The 20,100-nt window shown below is 42.3% G+C and carries 17 protein-coding genes; 13 read left to right on the top strand and 4 right to left on the bottom strand.

What is annotated here, in order from left to right; genetic code table 11:
• The first annotated feature begins 30 nt into the window (after positions 1-30).
• The 9 genes from NST13_RS06355 to NST13_RS06315 all read left to right on the top strand — a co-directional run bounded on the left by NST13_RS06355 (position 31) and on the right by NST13_RS06315 (position 9,764).
• Positions 31-1,107: a M42 family metallopeptidase gene (locus NST13_RS06355; protein ID WP_342581668.1), complete on the top strand. Its 1,077-nt coding sequence runs from the start codon at positions 31-33 to the stop codon at positions 1,105-1,107.
• Between the two features lie 143 nt (positions 1,108-1,250).
• Positions 1,251-1,772, top strand: a complete 522-nt coding sequence (locus NST13_RS06350; RefSeq protein ID WP_342581667.1) for a DUF84 family protein — start codon at positions 1,251-1,253, stop codon at positions 1,770-1,772.
• A 107-nt stretch (positions 1,773-1,879) separates the two neighbouring features.
• Entirely contained in the window at positions 1,880-2,395 is a 516-nt protein-coding gene (locus tag NST13_RS06345) for a hypothetical protein (RefSeq protein WP_342581666.1), read from the top strand.
• 112 nt (positions 2,396-2,507) lie between these two features.
• Positions 2,508-3,299: a DUF1444 domain-containing protein gene (locus NST13_RS06340; RefSeq protein ID WP_342581822.1), complete on the top strand. Its 792-nt coding sequence runs from the start codon at positions 2,508-2,510 to the stop codon at positions 3,297-3,299.
• Between the two features lie 20 nt (positions 3,300-3,319).
• A complete protein-coding gene (gene ytpR / locus NST13_RS06335; RefSeq protein ID WP_342581665.1) occupies positions 3,320-3,934 on the top strand; it encodes a YtpR family tRNA-binding protein in 615 nt (204 codons plus the stop codon).
• Positions 3,935-4,170: 236 nt separating this feature from the next.
• The gene (locus NST13_RS06330) at positions 4,171-7,221 is read left to right on the top strand and encodes a DNA translocase FtsK (RefSeq protein WP_342581664.1); all 3,051 of its coding nucleotides are present in this window, start codon (positions 4,171-4,173) and stop codon (positions 7,219-7,221) included.
• Positions 7,222-7,386: 165 nt separating this feature from the next.
• Positions 7,387-8,694 carry a UDP-N-acetylmuramate--L-alanine ligase gene (gene murC / locus NST13_RS06325; RefSeq protein ID WP_342581663.1) on the top strand — a complete coding sequence of 436 codons (1,308 nt, stop codon included), beginning with the start codon at positions 7,387-7,389 and terminating at the stop codon, positions 8,692-8,694.
• A 140-nt stretch (positions 8,695-8,834) separates the two neighbouring features.
• A complete protein-coding gene (locus NST13_RS06320) occupies positions 8,835-9,305 on the top strand; it encodes a DUF948 domain-containing protein (RefSeq protein ID WP_342468899.1) in 471 nt (156 codons plus the stop codon).
• An 18-nt stretch (positions 9,306-9,323) separates the two neighbouring features.
• Positions 9,324-9,764 carry a YtxH domain-containing protein gene (locus tag NST13_RS06315; protein WP_342468900.1) on the top strand — a complete coding sequence of 147 codons (441 nt, stop codon included), beginning with the start codon at positions 9,324-9,326 and terminating at the stop codon, positions 9,762-9,764.
• 78 nt (positions 9,765-9,842) lie between these two features.
• Here the strand turns inward: NST13_RS06315 and pilM are convergent, their stop codons facing one another.
• Positions 9,843-11,999, bottom strand: coding sequence for a pilus assembly protein PilM (pilM, locus tag NST13_RS06310; protein WP_342581662.1), 2,157 nt, complete (start codon positions 11,997-11,999; stop codon positions 9,843-9,845).
• A gap of 175 nt (positions 12,000-12,174) precedes the next feature.
• On the opposite strand from pilM, the gene NST13_RS06305 reads away from it, so the two are divergent.
• Complete coding sequence (locus NST13_RS06305; RefSeq protein ID WP_342468902.1) at positions 12,175-13,263, top strand: bifunctional 3-deoxy-7-phosphoheptulonate synthase/chorismate mutase; 1,089 nt, start codon at positions 12,175-12,177, stop codon at positions 13,261-13,263.
• Between the two features lie 176 nt (positions 13,264-13,439).
• Entirely contained in the window at positions 13,440-14,459 is a 1,020-nt protein-coding gene (gene ccpA / locus NST13_RS06300; protein ID WP_342468903.1) for a catabolite control protein A, read from the top strand.
• Positions 14,460-14,504: 45 nt separating this feature from the next.
• Here the strand turns inward: ccpA and NST13_RS06295 are convergent, their stop codons facing one another.
• From NST13_RS06295 to NST13_RS06285, 3 genes are read right to left on the bottom strand one after another with little or no spacing between them, the layout of a single operon-like run.
• A complete protein-coding gene (locus NST13_RS06295) occupies positions 14,505-15,671 on the bottom strand; it encodes an acetoin utilization protein AcuC (protein ID WP_342468904.1) in 1,167 nt (388 codons plus the stop codon).
• On the bottom strand, positions 15,668-16,315 hold the full coding sequence (locus NST13_RS06290; RefSeq protein ID WP_342468905.1) for an acetoin utilization AcuB family protein: 648 nt from the start codon (positions 16,313-16,315) through the stop codon (positions 15,668-15,670). Before NST13_RS06290 ends, NST13_RS06295 begins: the two co-directional genes overlap by 4 nt.
• 16 nt (positions 16,316-16,331) lie before the next feature.
• The gene (locus NST13_RS06285) at positions 16,332-16,964 is read right to left on the bottom strand and encodes a GNAT family N-acetyltransferase (RefSeq protein WP_342581661.1); all 633 of its coding nucleotides are present in this window, start codon (positions 16,962-16,964) and stop codon (positions 16,332-16,334) included.
• 173 nt (positions 16,965-17,137) lie between these two features.
• Here NST13_RS06285 and acsA point away from each other — a divergent pair, with 173 nt between their 5' ends.
• Together acsA and argC are read left to right on the top strand one after the other, a co-directional pair.
• Positions 17,138-18,862, top strand: coding sequence for an acetate--CoA ligase (gene acsA, locus NST13_RS06280; protein WP_342581821.1), 1,725 nt, complete (start codon positions 17,138-17,140; stop codon positions 18,860-18,862).
• Positions 18,863-19,057: 195 nt separating this feature from the next.
• On the top strand, positions 19,058-20,092 hold the full coding sequence (argC, locus tag NST13_RS06275) for an N-acetyl-gamma-glutamyl-phosphate reductase (protein ID WP_342468907.1): 1,035 nt from the start codon (positions 19,058-19,060) through the stop codon (positions 20,090-20,092).
• Positions 20,093-20,100: the final 8 nt, after the last annotated feature.

Below are 20,100 nucleotides of genomic sequence, written 5' to 3'. Positions count from 1 at the left end.
AACAAGTATAACAAGAAGGAGTGTTCCATAGTGAATGAAGAAACTTTGCAATTATTTAAAACATTGACGGAACTCCCGGGAGCGCCTGGAAACGAGCATCAGGTGCGTGCGTTTATGCGCAAAGAACTGGAAAAATATGCGGATGAAATCGTGCAAGACAATTTGGGCGGAATTTTCGGATTGCGCAAGTCGGAAGAAACAAATGCGCCAAAAATCCTGGTGGCGGGCCATATGGATGAAGTGGGATTCATGGTCACTGGCATTACCGACAATGGCATGATCCGCTTTCAAACGTTGGGCGGATGGAATGCTCAAGTGTTGCTTGCTCAGCGGGTGAAAATTTATGCAAAAGAACGGGAAATCCCGGGTGTCATTGCATCGACGCCGCCGCATTTATTGACGGAAGAACAGCGGAAGAAGCCGGTCGATGTAAAAGATATGTTGATCGATGTCGGTGCGGACAATAAAGAAGATGCAATCAATATGGGCATTCGTCCTGGACAATCCATCATTCCCGTTTGTCCATTTACGGTGATGGCGAATCCGAAAAAAATTATGGCCAAGGCTTGGGATAACCGTTATGGTTGCGGACTTGCCATCGAACTTTTAAAAGAATTGAAAGATGAAAAAGTGGTGAATCACCTTTATTCCGGCGCAAATGTCATGGAGGAAGTCGGTCTGCGCGGTGCCCAAGTATCCGCTCATATGATCCAACCGGATTTGTTCTTTGCATTGGATGCTTCTGCCGCCAATGATGTCACTGGCGATCGGAACGAATTTGGACAATTGGGGAAAGGGGTATTGTTGCGCATCTATGACCCAACGATGGTCACACATCGCTCATTGAGGGATTTCATTTTGGATACGGCAGAATCCAATCATATCCCTTACCAATACTTCGTTTCAAAAGGTGGAACGGATGCGGGAAGAGTTCATACGATGAACGGCGGCATACCAAGTGCGGTCGTTGGCATATGTTCCCGCTATATCCATACATCCGCTTCCATCATCCATGTAGATGATTATTTGGCGGCAAAAGAGTTGCTTGTCAAGTTAATCCGATCTTTGGACCGGACAACGGTTGATACCATTCTCCAAAATCCGTAAGAGGTTTATATGAAGAAAAAATTACATTTCGTCGTTTCTTCGGGAAACGGCGATTTATTCTGTTACACAGATGTAATGAGAATGTAATGAAAATCTGCGAAAATTGGGAACATAATGATAGTAAAGTGAAATGAGGGAACAACATGAAAGTGGCAATCGGAACACTCAATCGTGCAAAGGCTTTAGCGGTGCAAAATGTAATCAATACATACTTTGACGATGTTGAATTTTTGGAAGTGGACGTCCCTTCAAATGTTTCAAATCAACCATTCTCTGACGAAGAAACGAGACAAGGTGCCATCAATCGTGCATTGAATGCGCTGGAAGCAACCGGGGCGGATTTGAATTTTGGCCTTGAAGGCGGAGTTCGGGAAATGGAAGGCATCATGTATTGCTGCAATTGGGGGGCGCTGGCATTAAAAAATGGCCAAGTGTTGACTGCGGCAGGAGCGCTGTTTATGTTACCGGAGAAAATCGCGGAGAAACTTAGGGACGGTGAAGAATTGGGGCCGGTCATGGATGAATATGCGCATGAAAAGGGTACCCGCCATCATAAAGGCGCCATCGGCATACTGACGGCAAACCTCATCAGCCGAACAGAAATGTTTGAACATATTGTGAAAATTTTGGTCGGACAGTACCTTTTTGCAAAAGAAAATAGATAGTGACGACGCTTTCTGCTTTTTGTCTATTCATCTACTAATAGAATTTAAGATTGCGCTCGTATCGATATCCTACTAAAATATAGTTTGGTAAAGGATGTGAAAAAGAAATGAAGAAATGGTTATTATTAACCATTAGCGCCATGTTGTTGCTTGTGTTATCCGGATGTGGAAAGTCCGTGGAAGAGCAAATCAATATAGGGGTTGCTAGTGCACAAACCGTATTTGAGGAATCTCCAAGGGAGCCGAATAAGAAAATTGGCCAAATCGATCTCTATCTACCATCAGGCTATAGCATCAAAGAAACCGATGACGTTAACAATTACGTTCTATCTCAAGGAAAAAACAAATATATTCTATTCGTAAATGTAAATGAAGAAGAAGACAGCAAACTTCATTATGAATTGTTAAAAAACAGCATGTCCGACAAAATTGTAAAGGAACAACCCGTTGAATTGGACGGCGCTTTTGGATTTACAATGGTGCTCAATCATGGCGATGAACAATTTGAACTGATCGCCAGCAGTGGCGGAGTAAAAGTTTCTACCATCTCAAACGACCGGAAAATGGATGATAAGCTGGTAGAGATGATGATGATTGCCCGCTCTGTCGAAGTGGAGCGCTGAAAGGTTCATTTTAATGACGAACACTCATCACTTCTGATACAATAGAAGCATGAAAATAAAACGGTTCACGTTGGGTGAGCCGTTTATTTGTGCATATAAGGAAGTGATGATTGTGAAGCCTGAACAGCTCGTCGAACTATTAAAAGAACGATTGGGTACGGAAAAATTTGATTTCTCATACAATCGCAAAGATGACAAATTGCGATTAGATCATAAAACACTGAAAAAAGGAATGGAAATCCATCTTCCGGGAATACTGGCGAAATACAATGAAAGACAGGAAAAAGCGTTGGAAGATGTGATATATACAATCGAACAGACCTTTGATGCGATGGAGAAGGAACGGAATGAAGACATCTTCAGCCTGACAAACATCTATCCGGTGATCCGTTCCACCTCTTTTCCATTGAAATCGAAAGAAGGGCATCCTTTTGTCGTTTCCGATCATACGGCAGAAACACGCATTTATTATGCGTTGGATTTAGGAACGACTTACAGGTTGATAGATGAATCCATGCTTCCGAAGTTAAATGCCACTGCCGATCAAATACGGGAAGTTGCCCGTTTTTCCGTGAAGAAGTTGCCGACGGATGTGAAGAAAGATGAAGTGGCAGGCAATATTTTTTATTTTGTCAATGAAAATGACGGTTATGATGCAAGCAGACTTTTGAATGAAGCCTTTTTAAAAGAAATGAGAGAAAGAATTGAAGGAGATATGGCCATCTCCGTTCCCCATCAAGATGTGCTGATTATTGGAGATATCCGAAATGAAACCGGCTATGATGTGCTGGCTCAAATGACCATGCATTTCTTTTCCATCGGGCGTGTTCCCATTACATCATTATCCTTTGTATATGAAAATGGAGAATTGACGCCGATATTTATTCTGGCAAAAAATCGATGAAAAGGAGACGAAGTAGCAGAATGATTGCAGCATACAATAAAGAACATGTGGGAGATGTACTATTAGTTCAACTGACGACGGAAGATGTCATCGCACCGGAAGTGGAGCGTGTGGGGGATGTCGCTTTAATAAAAGAAAAAACAACGGGCGAAGTAAAAGGATTCAATTTGTTCAATGCGAGTAATTATGTTGAACTGAATGTTAACGGCAATGTGGAAGTGACTGAGGAACTCGTTCAGAAAATCCGGTCCGCATTAAAGGAAAACCATGTGGAATTGGCCATTGAAGTGGACTTTTCACCGAAATTTGTTGTCGGATACGTGGAAGAAAAAGAAAAACATCCGAATGCGGACAAATTAAGTGTATGCAAAGTCAATGTCGGCGATGAAGTGCTGCAAATTGTTTGCGGAGCGCCGAATGTGGAAGCGGGGCAAAAGGTCGTTGTTGCAAAAATAGGCGCGGTGATGCCATCCGGAATGGTCATCAAGCCTTCCCAACTTAGAGGCGTGGATTCTTACGGCATGATTTGTTCTGCGAGAGAATTGGCCATTCCGAACGCACCACAAGAAAAAGGCATTTTAGTGTTGGATGATGATGCCGAGGTCGGTTCCGCTTTTCAAATTCCTTCCAAATGATGAAAAATGGGGTTAGGACGTGGATGTCCTAGCCTTTTTTATTGGAATGTTATTGGAATGTAAAGATTTTGCAACACAACTTATGTTATTCTTTTAGGGCAATTAATATTCTGATGCATGAATCAGGTGGGAAATACATATATGAAAGATGATGCAAATCTATAAAGATTGTAGTTTCATAACCAATTATTATCATATAATTATAAAGAGGTTAACGTTAGAAAGAGTGATTACCGATGAAATGGCTCAAAAAGACATTGAATAAATGGTTTTTCCAAAATGACGAGATGATGGAAGAATATGAAGAATACGACCATCATGAGATAGAAGAAGAGTTGCAAGAACATACATACGAAAAAGAGCAGCAAAGACCAAAGTTTCGTTTTCCATTGATTCCGGATGAAGAGTTGCAGCGGCCAAAAAATGAATTTATCAATCAACCGATAGACACAAAGAACAATTTCCCTATAAACAATGGGCCCCAACACGAGAAGGGTTCATTGATCTACGATGTGGAAGTATCAAGAATACACGAGTTATTGGAAATGCGCATACAAAATAAGAAAAAATCGGCCAGTTCGAAACATAAGGTCCCCCCTCGATATGCCGACCGGTTGTTGGAGAAGGAAAATAAACGGAAACCTGTACAGAAAAAGAAGGAGCAACCCGCAGAAAAAGAAAAAGTCCAAATGCCGGTCAATCGAAGAAGATTTATCCCAACCGATGTCCCTTCACCGGTTTATGGATTTCAAAAACCACAACCGATCAATGCCTTGCTGGCCAAGAAACGCGGAACCAATGAGCAGGAAAATCCTGATGGAAAAGAAGAAGTATCGGCGACGATTGAAAAAAGCCCGGGCACACTGGTTGTAGAGGAACTTGATAAACAGATTGAAAAAGTGAAGGAAGAAGTCGAACAAATCCTTCATCAAACGAAAGAAAGCATGTCGATTTCGATTGAAGAAGGTGAATTCACGGATGCCCCATCCGGCAATGTCGAAAAGGATTTCGTAGAAAATGGCGGAAGTGTGCCAATATTGGTGGAAACCCCAAATGAAGTAACAGTGAAGGCGGCGCAATTTTCGGATGAATGGCATGCCGCGGAAGAACATCATGATCGGGATTCCGAAACTATTGGATTGAATGATGTTCAAGAAGGAATTGACAACCCATTATATGAAGAAGAGGATGAAGAATATTCACCATCCGAAAGCGTTGGCGAATGGGACGTTCCACCGTTGCCAAATGAGCAGGTGCAACCAGATTTTCCGGGGGGAAGCGTTGTGGATGACGGGTTGGATCAACAGGAAGAGGCAGGGGTTGAACAAGAACAGCAAGAACAGCCGTCACCGGTTGAAGCAGATCCTCTGAACGAAAAAATGGATCCCCGAACGGAAGATTTTTCGACAGCATTGGAAGATGAAAGGTTCCATGTCTTTGACAATCGCGCTTCAGAAACAATGGAGGCAAAAACCGGGGGATTCTCCCACGGGGAAGCGACAGTTCATCTTTCTTCCAAAGAGGATTCCGATGAAGGAAGTCATCCCGCATCCCTGCAGGAATCTTCTGCGGCGAATGACAATCAAACGAGGAAAAAGCCGATACCGTTTAACGTGATCATGTTAAAGTCGGATAAAGAAAAATTGGCGAAAAGAATGCAATGGCAAACCGGGGAGAAAAACCAGCACAATCATAATGGATTGACGGAGAAAAAGGTTGAAATCGAGCTGAAAAACCACGAAAATACATTAGGGTTGGAAATAAAGGGTGAAAATGCAATCAACCCATTTGAACATTCGACTCAGGCCGATGATCAATCGGGAAGCGGGACCAACCGCCATGAAACATTGAACGAGCCGGCGGAAAGTAATGAATCCCATTACATCAAGCCGCTGCTCAGTTATTTGACACCTCCGGAAACATCGACGGAAGACTATGAATGGATGGAGAGTCAGGCGGAAAAACTTGTGGAAACTTTGTCCTATTTCCAAGTGAGCGCCAAAGTGGAATCGATTATGCAAGGCCCGGCGGTTACCCAGTTTGAAATTACAGTGGGGCATGGAACGAAAGTTAGCAAGATCCGCAATTTGGCGGATGACTTAAAGCTTGCCCTTGCTGCGAAAGATATCCGCATCCAGGCACCAATTCCGGGAAAAAACACCATTGGGATTGAGATACCAAATCGCATTTCCAGGGCGGTGCGATTATCGGAAGTGGCCAATAGCGAACAGTTCCTAAATTCGGATTCGCCATTGGAGGCTGCCCTAGGTTTAGATTTAACGGGGACGCCGGTGACAATCGATTTGCGCAAAATGCCCCATGGATTGATTGCCGGGGCAACCGGATCCGGAAAATCGGTGTGCATCAACTCCATTTTAGTGAGTCTTTTGTTGAAGGCTGAACCGAGTGAATTGCGATTGATGCTCATTGACCCAAAAGTGGTGGAATTGGCGCCGTATAATCATATTCCGCACCTTGTCAGCCCGGTGATTACCGATGTAAAAGCGGCTACCGCGGCGTTGAAGTGGGCGGTGGATGAGATGGAACGGAGATATCAATTGTTCGCCCATGCAGGTGTACGGGATTTGCCAAGATATAATAGACTGGTGGAACAAGAAGGAAAACTCCGTCTAAAACTGCCTTATATTTTAATTGTGATTGATGAATTGGCGGATTTGATGATGATGGCTCCGCATGATGTGGAAGAATCCATTTGCCGGATTGCCCAAAAGGCGAGGGCTTGCGGCATCCATTTGATTGTCGCTACACAACGTCCATCCGTTGACGTCATCACCGGTTTGATCAAATCGAATATTCCAACGCGCATTGCGTTTTCTGTATCTTCTCAAATCGACTCCCGCACGATTTTGGATAGCCAAGGCGCAGAAAGGTTGCTTGGGCGGGGCGACATGCTTTATTTAGGAAACGGGATGAGCGACCCGATCCGCTTGCAAGGCACTTTTGTGACGGATGATGAAATTGAAGCGATCATTCAACATGTGAAAGAGCAAGGGGAGCCTGATTATTTCTTTGAGCAAGAGGAACTCTTGAAAAAAGTGGAGATGGTGGAAGAGCAGGACGAATTGTTTGAAGACGTATGCCGGTTTGTATTTGAACAAGGTGCGGCATCCACCTCTTTAATTCAAAGAAAATATCACATCGGATACAATCGGGCGGCCCGATTGATAGAGATGCTTGAAAGCTATGGTTTTGTATCTGAACAAAAAGGGAGCAAGCCGAGGGAAGTTTACATCACCGAATCGGACTTGGCGGAACTATTCGATTGATTGTTATTACTGAAATTTAGAGGGGCTGGCCCCCTCTCATTTTTTTCGAACGAATAAATAAAACCGTGCTATAATGGTATAGGTTTTTGAATTACTAAAAATGTATAAACTAGACATAAACTTAATATTTATTCATTAGGGTTAATCCCTGGGAGGTTTTTGATCATGACAATTTATCATTTCACAGGCATAAAAGGTTCGGGAATGAGTTCACTTGCTCAAATATTGTTTGATTCCGGCGAAACGGTGCAAGGCTCGGATGTCGAAACGTATTACTTTACCGAACAGCCTTTAAGAGAAAGAAATATAAAAATCTTAAAATTCGATCCTGACAATATCCAGCCGGGAATGACCGTCATCGCAGGGAATGCCTTTCCTGACAGTCATCCGGAAATCGTTCGTGCAAAGGAACTGGGCGGTGATGTGATCCGTTATCATAAATTTTTAGGGGAATATATAAAGAAATTTACTTCGATTGCCATTACGGGCGCTCATGGAAAAACAACGACAACCGGCTTAATGAGCCATGTGATCGGCGGTTATAAGCCGACATCTTACTTGATCGGGGACGGTACAGGATTAGGAAAAAAAGATGCGTCATATTTTGTGATGGAAGCTTGTGAATATCGGCGCCACTTTCTTGCCTACCATCCAGATTATGCAATCATGACCAATATCGATTTTGATCATCCGGATTATTTCTCGGATATTGAAGATGTTTTTTCAGCTTTTCAAGAATTGGCACTTCAAGTGAAGAAAGCCATCATCGCTTGGGGCGACGATGAGCATTTGCAAAAAATTCAAGCCAATGTGCCGGTAATCTATTACGGGTTTGGAGATCGGAATGATTTCATAGCGAAAAATATTGAAAAAACAACAGAAGGGTCCAGTTTTGAAGTATATGTCCGCAATGAATATTATGATCGTTTCTTCATTCCATTGTTTGGAGACCATGCCATCCTGAATTCGTTGGCCGTCATCGCATTATGCCACTATGAAGGGGTTCCGGTAAACATCATCAAAGAACGCATGAAAACGTTCCATGGTGTAAAAAGACGTTTTACGGAGACGAAAATTGGCAATAATGTTCTTGTCGATGATTATGCGCACCATCCAACCGAAATTGTGGCAACGATTCAGTCAGCGAGACAAAAATATCCGGACCGGGAAATCGTGGCGATTTTCCAGCCTCACACATTCAGCAGAACGGAAGCATTTCTGCAGCAGTTTGCCGATAGTTTAAAAATGGCGGATTCTGTCTATTTATGTGATATATTCAGTTCAGCCCGTGAACATAACGGAAATTTATCGATAGAAGATTTGGCGGCGCTGATTGATGGAAGCGAAATCCTCCGTAATGAAGGAATTGAAAATTTGAAAAAACATTCTGATGCTGTCTTTCTTTTTATGGGAGCAGGGGATGTAAACAAATACCAAAAAGCATTTGAAGACATACTAAGAACGGGTGCATAGTCCTTTTGAAATGTGGCGAAAATATTTCAATACGGACAAAAAAGGAGCTGTAAAACGCTCCTTTTTTTAACAGTAGAAGGAGAAATAAAAATTTTGTCGAATAATATTAAAGAAGCTATCAATTTTGGGAGGTCTTCAGCATGGAAGTGATCTTATATATCTCGGCACTGGTTGCTGCAATTGCTTTCCTGGTACTTTGCATTAGCATAGGTGCTACATTATTTTCTTTAAAAGGAATATTGAAAAGTATTGCAGGAACGGTTGCGGGCATGGAGAAACAAATGGAGGGAATCACCCGCGAAACGACTTTTCTGTTGGAAAAGACCAATACTTTAGCTGCTGACATTGCGGAAAAATCAGAGAAACTGAACACTGTGGTGGATGCGGTTAAAAATATAGGAGTTTCCATCAATAATTTAAACAACTCCATCAACAAAATTACGGATTCCATTTCCAAAGAAGTGGACAAAAATGAAGAAAAAATTGCCCAGGTTGTTCAATGGAGCAATGTGGTGATGGATATCGCTGAAAGATGGAAACAACGAAAAGCCCAACCGGATGTGGTTGAAGCGGCGGATCAATCTGGTACGTCAGTGAAGCGCCGGAAATAAAAAAAAGGGGGAAGGCAAATGCCGGGGGATAAAACAAATTTCAACGAAGTGAAAGACCAACAAGCAGTACAAGAATCTCTTGTCCAGGAGACCAGAGAGGAGGAAACAATCAATATGAAAGATTTCGTCATCGGCGCACTCGTCGGAGGAATTGTAGGCGCAGCGGTCGGATTGTTACTGGCTCCGAAAACAGGGAAAGATTTGCGCAGTGATGTGTTAGAGCAAGCCAGCAATATTCGGCAAAAGGGGATCGTTCTGACATCCACTGCGAAAGAAAAAACCGCCCAACTGTCAAGCCAAATAAAAGAGCAGTCATCCCATTTAGTGGATAAAGTGAAATCGAAAAAAGACAAATCTCCTCAAGTGTTTGATGACGGTACGGTTTCATATGAGGAAAATCTGAATGATGCCTATGATGGCGCAGATATTTCGGAAGTGGCCCGTCCATCATCGATCTAAACGGATAAACAAAGAAAAGAGCAAATTGGGAAAACAGCGGGTTTTCCAATTTGCTCTTTTTGTTCTATAAGCGATAGATCATTTTCTCACTGCAGGATGTCCAATTAATCGAATCTCTAATATGTCCCCGCCAAAAATTTCTGTGTCGAAAGAAATCGGTTCGCCGTTTCGAAGGATTGAAAACTGCCCTTTGAAATCTTCAGGAATTTTCCAGTTTGAAAATTTGAATACATCTTGGAAAGTCCAAGGACTCGGGTCTTTTTCGATCACTTGCAACGAAGCGCCATTATATACCGTTGAGGTAGGTTGTACAATCAGTCCGTTCATGAGGACTTCGTATCTGGTTTTTTTCAATTCCAATGGTTGATTTTGAAATGTTACAGTAATGGAGTCCTCCAAAGGGATATTCAATTGATCAAAAACAGCCTGAACGGTTGGAGGGGATGTCGGCGCTTGAATCGTTAAAACATCACCATCTTCAATCGGATAAGACAATTTTGCAGCCCGTCCATTTAAGAGAAAACTTGCAGTGTATTCAGGCATATACACCGGTTGACCGTCAACTTTGACGATGAAAGTTTGAGAATTAATAAGATCATGCCGATGGATATGCTCCAAGAAATCCTGGATGGTTTCAATCGGTTGGAAAAGAATTTGGTCCCGGTCTTTTAACTCTTTATCGAGGGATGATGGTTCCCCGTTTAATTTAACAATCGGTTCGACAAAATAAGTTTGTTCATTCAATTGGATTTTTTTCATGGAAGCCTGGTCGATGATATCGCGGATTGTCGCTTGTGCATTTTTTCCGTCTTCACCAGGGATGACGGTGATTTCATCGCCATCCTGGATCGGTGTTTTTGAGGAAGCTTCCTCGCCATTCACCAATATGGTTGCCGGACTTCCATGCTCTCCCGGAACAAATATATCTTGTCCATTAATGGTGATGGAAATGCCCTGTCCCGGTTTTCCGTATAAATGTTTTGCACTGATGTTTGCCGCCAGGAAGGCATCGCTTACCGTCATTTCTTTTGTTTCGAATAACCGGACAACCTGGTTGTTGACTGTGACAGACATATAGTGAATAGGATATTTTCTGGCGGCGATGGCAATGCCGATAGGTGTTACAAGGTCAGGTCTCGTTTCAATGGATTCATCTTTCGTTAAATTCTGGATGGCACTGATATCCCGTACCGCCACACGATTTTTTGGCAATTGCAATATATGGCAAAGTTCTTCCGGCAGTTTCGGCGTCAAGCTTCCTCCCCCAATGAGCATGACGGCTTTTGGGGGAACTTGATTGTTCAATTTCAAAATTTCATTACCGATGGCAGTCGCCAATTGTTTAATGGCCGGCTCAATGGTTTGGATCACTTCTTCGCTTGGGATTTCCTGTTCAAATCCCAAAATATCTTGAATGGTAACGGTTTCGTCCGTGTTCAATTTTCGTTTGACGGCTTCTGCAACAGGGAAGTCCAGCAAATATTGGTCACATAGACTTTCAGTGATTTCATCGCCCGCTGTCGGCACCATACCATAGGCAATGATCGTGTTGTTGTTTGTGATGGCGATGTCCGATGTACCTGCCCCTATATCGACCAACGCCACATTTAAGCGTCGCATTGTGGGAGGGAACAGGACATTGATTGCGGCAATGGGTTCCAAAGTCAAAGCTTCCATTTCCAAATCCGCTCTCTTTAATGCCGCCAACAATGACTCGATGACGATCCGGGGAAGGAAAGTGGCAATGACTTCGACCGCGGCTTCATTTCCCCGTTGATCCAAGAGGCTTCCGATTTCCTGTCCGTCAAGGATATAGTGCAGGACGGAATAACCTACACAATAATAATGGTTTGAGTCATTTTCCTGCTTCCCGAGAAGTTGGACTTGCGCTTGTTGCACGGCCTGCAATTCCAGACGATTGATATCTTCCTGCGTAAAAATGGGGCGGTTTGCGATATTCGTTGTCACGCGGGCCTGTTCGGTTTTCAACGCCCGTCCGGCAGCGGCCACGTTGACTTTCGTCAAAGGGCCGTGTTTTTTTTCCAACTCATCTTTGATTTCTTTAATTAATTCCGCCACGTATAAAACATTATGTATTTGACCGTCAATCATCGCCCGTTCTTTATGTTCTTTCATCAGCATATCGACAACATGATAATGGTCGTTTTCTTCTTCCAAAATAATTCCGACGACCGACCGGGTTCCAATGTCCAAAGCGAATATTTTGGAACTCAATAAAACCACTTCCTTTCTAAAAATAGCTTCATATACTTTCACGAGTTGAAGCGCTAAATTAAAAGACGTGACATTCGGAATTTTCTTGATTATAATATGGATATTATCTTAAAATGTAACATACATTTCAGTCTTCTGAAAGTGTTGTATTTAAGTAGGGAGGAGTAGTAGGGATATGAGTGAACAAAAAAAATTAGAGGAACTTCGCAAGCAAATTGATGATCTGAACTTGGAAATTCTCCGATTGATCAACGAACGTGCCGAAATTGTAAATGAAATTGGGAAAATCAAAGAAAAACAAGGGGTCAACCGATACGATCCATTGCGTGAACGTCACATGTTGGATTTGTTGAGAAAGCATAACAAAGGTCCGTTAAATCAAATGACGGTTGATTATATTTTTAAAACAATCTTTAAAACCGCTTTGAAACAATTAGAAGCGGATACGAAAAAAGAATTGCTTGTTTCCCGTAAGAAAAAACCTGAAGATACGATCATTGAAATCAATGGCGAAAAAATCGGTGCAGGTGAGCCAACATTCATCTTTGGTCCATGTTCGGTGGAATCTTACGAACAAACAGCCCAAGTGGCCGCTTCCATCAAAGCGAAAGGATTGAAGTTCATCCGTGGCGGTGCTTACAAACCTCGTACATCACCTTACGATTTCCAAGGATTGGGCTTGGAAGGACTAAAAATTTTAAAACGCATTTCAGAAGAGTATGGTTTAGCCGTTGTTACTGAAATTGTGACACCTGGGCATATTGAAGAAGCGTTGGATTATGTGGATGTCATCCAAATCGGTGCCCGCAACATGCAAAACTTTGAATTGTTAAAAGCGGTCGGTGAAACAAATAAACCGGTATTATTAAAACGCGGTTTGGCAGCAACAATCGATGAGTTCATCCATGCAGCTGAATATATCATGTCCAAAGGCAATGAAAACATAATGCTTTGCGAACGCGGAATCCGCACATACGAAAGAGCTACACGCAACACATTGGACATTTCGGCGGTTCCTATTTTAAAACAAGAAACCCACTTGCCTGTATTTGTTGACGTAACGCATTCGACAGGCCGCCGTGACTTATTGTTGCCATGCGCAAAAGCAGCCATTGCAATTGGTGCAGATGGTGTGATGGCGGAAGTGCATCCGGATCCATCAGTCGCATTGTCCGATTCCCAACAACAAATGGATTTGAAACAATTTGACGAGTTCTTTGAAGAGCTTCAAAAATTCATGAAACAGTACGAATACAAAGCATAATGATGCGGCTATCCAATCATCATGATTGGGTAGTTTTTCTTTTCGGCGGGGTAGTGATAATATCCTAATTATGAACAATAATTATTATATTTTTTTGAACTCCTCCTATGTATTGAAAAAATTAAGCAAAATATCGTATTATGAAGACAATAATAAATAAAAAGGGAGGGAATCCTTTGACTGTTACAATCTATGATGTTGCCCGTGAAGCGAATGTTTCCATGGCCACAGTATCCCGGGTAGTGAACGGCAGCCAAAATGTAAAGCCTTCTACCCGCAAAAAAGTGCTTGAAGTGATTGAACGGCTTGAATATCGTCCAAATGCAGTCGCCAGAGGACTCGCAAGCAAAAAAACAACGACAGTCGGTGTCATCATTCCTGATATTTCAAATAATATTTATGCGGAGGCTGCCCGCGGGATCGAAGATATTGCCACAATGTACCGCTACAATATCATTCTGGCGAATTCAGACCAAAAGGAAGAAAAAGAATTATCCCTGCTTGATACGATGTTAGGGAAACAAGTAGACGGCATCGTCATGATGAGCGATGCGGTAACACCAAAATTACTTCAGACAATGGAAAATTCTCCAGTACCAATCGTACTTGCCGGTTCCATCGATGAATCAAAAAAATTACCTTCAGTCAATATCGATTATTTCCAAGCCACTTATGAAGCGATAAAAATGTTAATAGACAACGGCCATAAGCGCATTGCCTTCATCAGCGGACCATTAAGTTATACAATCAATGCGAAATATAAACTTGAAGCTTATAAAAAAGCGTTGCAAGACGCCGGATTGGAAGTGGATGAAGCGTTGATTGTAGCCGAAGACGATTCGTATGATGGCGGCATGGAAGCGTGGAAAGAATTGAATGAAATCGAAAATCCTCCAACAGCTTACTTTGCCGGAAGCGATGAGTTGGCCATCGGAATCATCCATGCAGCACAGGATCATGGAATAAAAGTTCCGGAAGATATCGAAGTCATCAGCTTTGAAAACTCCAAATTGGCCCGCATGGTGAGACCTCAATTGACGAGTGTCGTACTTCCTTTATACGAAATTGGTGCGGTATCGATGAGATTATTGACAAAATTCCTGAACAAGGAAGAAGTGAAGGATCAGAACGTCATTTTGCCTTATCGTATTGAAAAGCGCGACTCCGTAAAAGTGAAATCAATGAAAAACAAATAAAAAGGTGTAGACAAAGTCTCTTGTGATTTTGTCTACACTTTTTCTTTATAGGCCGCTGTTTTTTTCAGAGCGGATAATATTTAAAGCTTTTGTGAGCATTTGCGCATTTTTTTCTTCAATTTCCGCTTTCCGTGGAATCGGTTCGAACAATGGGTTTGGATCTTCCCATGTCGGGATGAGCGGCACCGGCGCTTCTTTTTGCCATTTGTCCAACCATTCTTCGGGAAGCTTTCCTGTTGGAATCGGAAGATCATTCATCTCGAGCCAAATCATTGACCATGCTCTTGGCACAACCCGCCACATATCATATCCTCCGCCGCCGACAGCGATCCATCGTCCATCACAATATTCATGGGCCAATTCGTGGGCAAGTTTGGGGATTTCCCGATATATTTTCATGGAAGCGTTCAGATGGGTCAATGGATCAAAATAATGGGCATCCGCTCCATTTTGGGTAAAGAGTACATCCGGTTTAAAATAATCAATGACTTCTCTCAAGGCTTGTTCATAGATCAAGAGGAAACTGTCATCTTCCGTAAAGGCTTCCAGCGGGAAGTTGAAAGATGTTCCATAGCCTTGTCCATTTCCTCTTTCACTGATGTTTCCCGTGCCCGGAAAAAGATATCTACCGGTTTCGTGAATGGAGAAGGTGCAGACGCTTGGGTCATCATAAAAGGTCCATTGCACACCGTCGCCATGATGGGCATCGGTATCTACATAGAGGACGCGGGCATGGTATTTTTCCTGGATGTAACGGATCGCGATGGAACTATCGTTATAGATGCAAAATCCGCTTGCCCGTCCGCGGAAACCATGATGCAACCCGCCGCCGAGATTTAAAGCATGTCTGCTTTTTCCCTGCATGACATAATCGACTGCTTGCAATGTGCCACCCACCAGCAAGCAGCTCGCTTCATGCATGTTGGGAAAAATCGGTGTATCTTCGGTTCCGATGCCGTATGGTTCCGTCTGTTCAGGGGTTAGAAGACCTTGTCCCGCTTTTTTTACGATGTCGATGTAACTTGGATCGTGGACCAATGCGATTTCCTCTTCCGTTGCAACCCTTGCCGGAACGATGTCTTCATCAGAAAGTGCGCCAATGTTTTTCAACAAATCCATTGTCAATATTAAGCGCTTATGATTAAATGGATGGCTTTCAGAAAATTTGTAGCTCAGTTGATCCGGTGAATATACAAATACTGCGTTTTTCATAAATTCACCCCTGGCAAATTGGGCCATAACACTTCAAAATCATTGTTGCGCAAATCTTTGATGATTGGCAATGGATTCATCATCCGGACACGGATCGAAATGATGCGGCTGTTTTCGTTTTCCGTATCAGGAAAGACGAGAATGCTCAATACATTGGCATGATGTTTTTTAAATAAAGTCAATACATCCGCCAATGTACCCACTTTATCTTTCAGCCGGATATCAATTTTGGAGGAAGGCTGATGTGCTCCGGTAAGTTCAATGTAAGCCGTCAACAAGTCGGTTGTTGTGACGATCCCGACCAGCTTCCCTCCGGATACGATTGGCAAACAGCTGATTTTTGATTCATAAAAGGTTAATGCAACATCCTCTACAAAATCCAAGGGATGGCCCACAATGATATCCTTCACCATAAATTGTTCGATCGGTGTATCGTAAATGGCGGAATTGTTTTCTTCTTTCAAACAGGAAGGCAATGCATTTTTCACGTCGTGGGAAGTGATAAGTCCCACGATATTCTCTTCCTCATCCACGATGGGAATGTGGCGGATATTTTTTTCTCTCATCAATTTCAGGGCATCATTTAAAGTATCCTTCGGTGTTAGCGTGTACACCTCTTTTTCCATGATTTGTTCGACGATCATGTGTTTGTCCCCCTTTTCAATACATGTACCGATATTTGAAACGCAACCTGTCAAAACGCGTGATGGTTTCATTATTCACACGTTCGCCGATGCGTACCATCAAACAATTGGCAGGGTGTGATGTAATTTCCGGATCATCGGTTGCGCAATATTCGAACCCGACCGTTTTCATCAGACCTTCCATCATTCGCCGATATTCCCATACATTCAGCCCGGTACCTTTCAAATCCCAATGCCAATAATATTCCGTTGTAAAAATTAAATAATCTTCCATCTCATCCGCCATAAAAGAAACTTCCAACAACTTCTTTCCAACCCCGGTTCCACGATATGATGGTATCACTTCTATCGCGCCCAATTCCAGCACATTTTCTATTTTATCTTCCGACCATCTTTCCAGGGGGTCAGGATATAAATAAGTTACGTAGCCGATAATCGTATTATTATTGCGGGCGACAATAATTCTCCCTTCATCTAATCCGGCAATATCCACCAAAGCCTTTTTTTGCTGTTCTGGAGGACGGAAAGATGTTAAATTTTCATGAAATTCAAATTTTTCTAACGTTTCAGGCGGCAATGGCCCTTCGACTGTCACAATGCCATGAGGCGTTTCCATATTTGCACAATGATAACTTTTTTTATGTAGCAATCAACTTCACCCCCGTTATCTATTAATTACATTATATGATAAAATACGCGTACAAAAGCAGAAATTTTACGAAAAACAAAGAAATTCATTAAATCTTAAAAATATTTTGCTAATTATAATAATTCATTGTAAAATGTAAAATATCATAGAAAGAAAGGGGATATTTAATGGGGATGAAAACGACTGAGAAATTAGCAGTTGTACCAGGGGATTATCATTTAAAGAATTATGAAGAAACTTACGCTAATTTCGACTGGAAGGAAGTTGAAAAGGCATTTACTTGGTATGAGACGGGGAAAGTAAATGCTGCTTATGAAGCGATCGATCGTCATGCCGAATCAGATCGAAAAGACAAAGTGGCTCTTTATTTTAGTAACGGGGATCGTAAAGAGTCATACACATTCGATGATATGAAGCGCATGACGAACAAAGCTGCCAATGTATTCAAACAATATGCAAATCTTGAAAAAGGGGATCGCTTATTTATCTTTATGCCAAGATCTCCGGAGTTGTACTTTGCGCTTTTGGGAGCATTGAAATGCGGTTTGATTGTAGGTCCGCTCTTTGAAGCATTCATGGAAGGAGCGGTGTATGACAGACTATCAAACAGTGAGGCAAAGGCGCTTGTAACTACACCTGAATTATTGAACCGGGTGCCGTTGGATCGTCTGCCTCATTTAGAAAAAGTGTTTATTGTCGGGGATCAAGTGGAAGAAAATGAGAAGATTGTAGATTTTAATAAAAGATTGGAAGAAGCATCCGGGGATTTCGACATCGTTTGGGTTGATCGGGAAGACGGAATGCTTTTACATTATACATCCGGATCAACGGGCGCTCCAAAAGGAGTATTGCATGTCCACAATGCAATGATTCAACACTATCAAACTGCCCGTTGGGTATTGGATTTGCATGATGATGACATTTACTGGTGTACAGCTGACCCAGGATGGGTAACAGGAACAGCTTACGGTATTTTCGGTCCATGGTTGAATGGAGTGACAAATGTCATTATCGGCGGACGTTTCAGTCCTGAAAGATGGTACGGTGCCATTGAAGAATATGGTGTTACCGTTTGGTATAGTGCACCAACTGCCTTCAGAATGTTGATGGGTGCCGGTACAGCGGCCTTAAAACAATTTGATTTGTCATCATTGCGACATGTACTGTCAGTAGGGGAACCTTTGAACCCTGAAGTAATTCGCTGGGGAATGAAAGAATTGGGACATCGTATTCACGATACTTGGTGGATGACAGAAACTGGTGGACACATGATTTGCAACTATCCTTGCATGGAAATCAAACCGGGTTCAATGGGTAAACCGATTCCTGGTGTTTATGCAACGATTGTTGATGATGAAGGAAATGAATTGCCACCATATACGATGGGGAATTTGGCGATCCGCAAAGGCTGGCCATCCATGATGAGGGCCATTTGGAAAAATCCGGAGCGTTACCAACAATATTTCTTAAAAGATACTTGGTATGTTTCCGGAGATTCCGCATATAAAGATGAAGACGGATATTTCTGGTTCCAAGGTCGTGTTGACGATGTAATCATGACAGCCGGTGAACGGGTAGGTCCGTTTGAAGTGGAAAGCAAATTGATCGAACATCCGGATGTTGTTGAAGCGGGTGTTATCGGTAAACCGGATCCGGTTCGTGGCGAAATCATCAAAGCCTTTATTGTATTGAGACCTGGGGTAGAGCCGACAGAAGAATTAAAAGAAGATATTCGCCAATTTGTAAAAACTGGCTTAGCTGCCCATGCAGCACCTAGAGAAATTGAATTTAAGGATAAGCTTCCAAAAACACGAAGCGGTAAAATTATGCGCCGCGTGTTAAAAGCTTGGGAGTTGAATCTTCCAACCGGCGACTTATCCACAATGGAAGATGATTAATCTTACTCCATCCACCATGTGATTTGTTGAGCAAGATAATAATTATACATCCACCGAAGGATAATTCATTTTTCAACAAATGAATATCCTTCGTTTTTTATTTAGTGAAAGTTTTAAAAAAATATATAAACATACATTTGACTTTATATTTATACAAGTTTATACTAACAATATCTTACGGAAGAGGTGACTGCGTTGAAAGTTGGAATCATTGGAGCTACTGGATACGGTGGATTGGAATTGATCCGATTTTTACACAACCATCCAGAAGTAAAACAGATGGATTTATTTACGTCTTCTGATGAGGGAGTCATTTTTTCATCCAAATTTGGTCATTTATTGAATATACAAGATGTGCCCCTACAAAAAATAGATTATGAGACGTTGATGAACTATGATGTGGTGTTTACGAGCACGCCTAGTGGAGTGACAAGCAAGCTGTTGCCGCCGCTTGTGGGAAAAGGCCCGAAAATCATCGACTTATCCGGAGATTATCGGTTGAAAAATCTACAGGATTATGAAAAATGGTATAAAAAAGAGCCTGCTCCACAGGAAATAGTGGACAAAAGCGTCTATGGTTTGACGGAGTGGAATGAAGAGAATATTAAAGAAGCTCCGTTGATCGCGAACCCCGGATGTTACCCGACTGCAGTGTTATTATCCGTCCTTCCTTTAATCAAAGAAGGTTTAATCGATCCATCCTTTTTAGTAGTTGATGCAAAAAGCGGTGTTTCCGGTGCGGGAAACAAGCCGACAAAAATGACTCATTTCAGTGAAACAAATGAAAACTTCTCAATATATAAAATCAACGAACATCAACATATCCCTGAAATTGAGCAAGCCATTGAAATATTTACAAACGTGAAGGCGACGATCACTTTCAATACCCATCTTGTGCCGATGACAAGGGGAATTTTGGCCACTTCCTATGCACCGGTGGCAGATGGGGTGACAACGAAAGATTTGATTGAATGTTACCTGGAAACCTATAAACGCCATCCGTTCGTCCGCGTCATTACGGATGCGAATACGATCGGCACGAGCCGGGTAAAAGGTTCAAACTACTGTGATGTGTTCGCCAAAATTGATGAGCGGACAAATCGGGCTACAATCGTCAGTGTCATTGACAATTTAGTAAAAGGTGCGGCCGGCCAAGCGATTCAAAATATGAACGTTCAATTGGGCTATCCGCAGACGGTTGGGTTAGACGTTGTACCATTGTTTATTTAAATAGCCGG

Source organism: Ureibacillus sp. FSL W7-1570 (assembly GCF_038593265.1).
In the GTDB taxonomy this organism is placed as follows: domain Bacteria; phylum Bacillota; class Bacilli; order Bacillales_A; family Planococcaceae; genus Ureibacillus; species Ureibacillus suwonensis.
This window is presented reverse-complemented; position numbering and strand designations above follow the sequence as displayed.

What these genes read in the sequence shown, in the direction of transcription:
- NST13_RS06315 (WP_342468900.1), top strand. Translation starts at nt 9,324, where the DNA reads ATGCCGGGGGATAAAACAAATTTCAACGAAGTGAAAGACCAACAAGCA.
- ytpR (WP_342581665.1), top strand. Translation starts at nt 3,320, where the DNA reads ATGATTGCAGCATACAATAAAGAACATGTGGGAGATGTACTATTAGTT.
- NST13_RS06295 (WP_342468904.1), bottom strand. Translation starts at nt 15,671, where the DNA reads ATGAAAAACGCAGTATTTGTATATTCACCGGATCAACTGAGCTACAAA.
- NST13_RS06330 (WP_342581664.1), top strand. Translation starts at nt 4,171, where the DNA reads ATGAAATGGCTCAAAAAGACATTGAATAAATGGTTTTTCCAAAATGAC.
- murC (WP_342581663.1), top strand. Translation starts at nt 7,387, where the DNA reads ATGACAATTTATCATTTCACAGGCATAAAAGGTTCGGGAATGAGTTCA.
- NST13_RS06345 (WP_342581666.1), top strand. Translation starts at nt 1,880, where the DNA reads ATGAAGAAATGGTTATTATTAACCATTAGCGCCATGTTGTTGCTTGTG.
- NST13_RS06305 (WP_342468902.1), top strand. Translation starts at nt 12,175, where the DNA reads ATGAGTGAACAAAAAAAATTAGAGGAACTTCGCAAGCAAATTGATGAT.
- NST13_RS06350 (WP_342581667.1), top strand. Translation starts at nt 1,251, where the DNA reads ATGAAAGTGGCAATCGGAACACTCAATCGTGCAAAGGCTTTAGCGGTG.
- NST13_RS06320 (WP_342468899.1), top strand. Translation starts at nt 8,835, where the DNA reads ATGGAAGTGATCTTATATATCTCGGCACTGGTTGCTGCAATTGCTTTC.
- NST13_RS06290 (WP_342468905.1), bottom strand. Translation starts at nt 16,315, where the DNA reads ATGATCGTCGAACAAATCATGGAAAAAGAGGTGTACACGCTAACACCG.
- acsA (WP_342581821.1), top strand. Translation starts at nt 17,138, where the DNA reads ATGAAAACGACTGAGAAATTAGCAGTTGTACCAGGGGATTATCATTTA.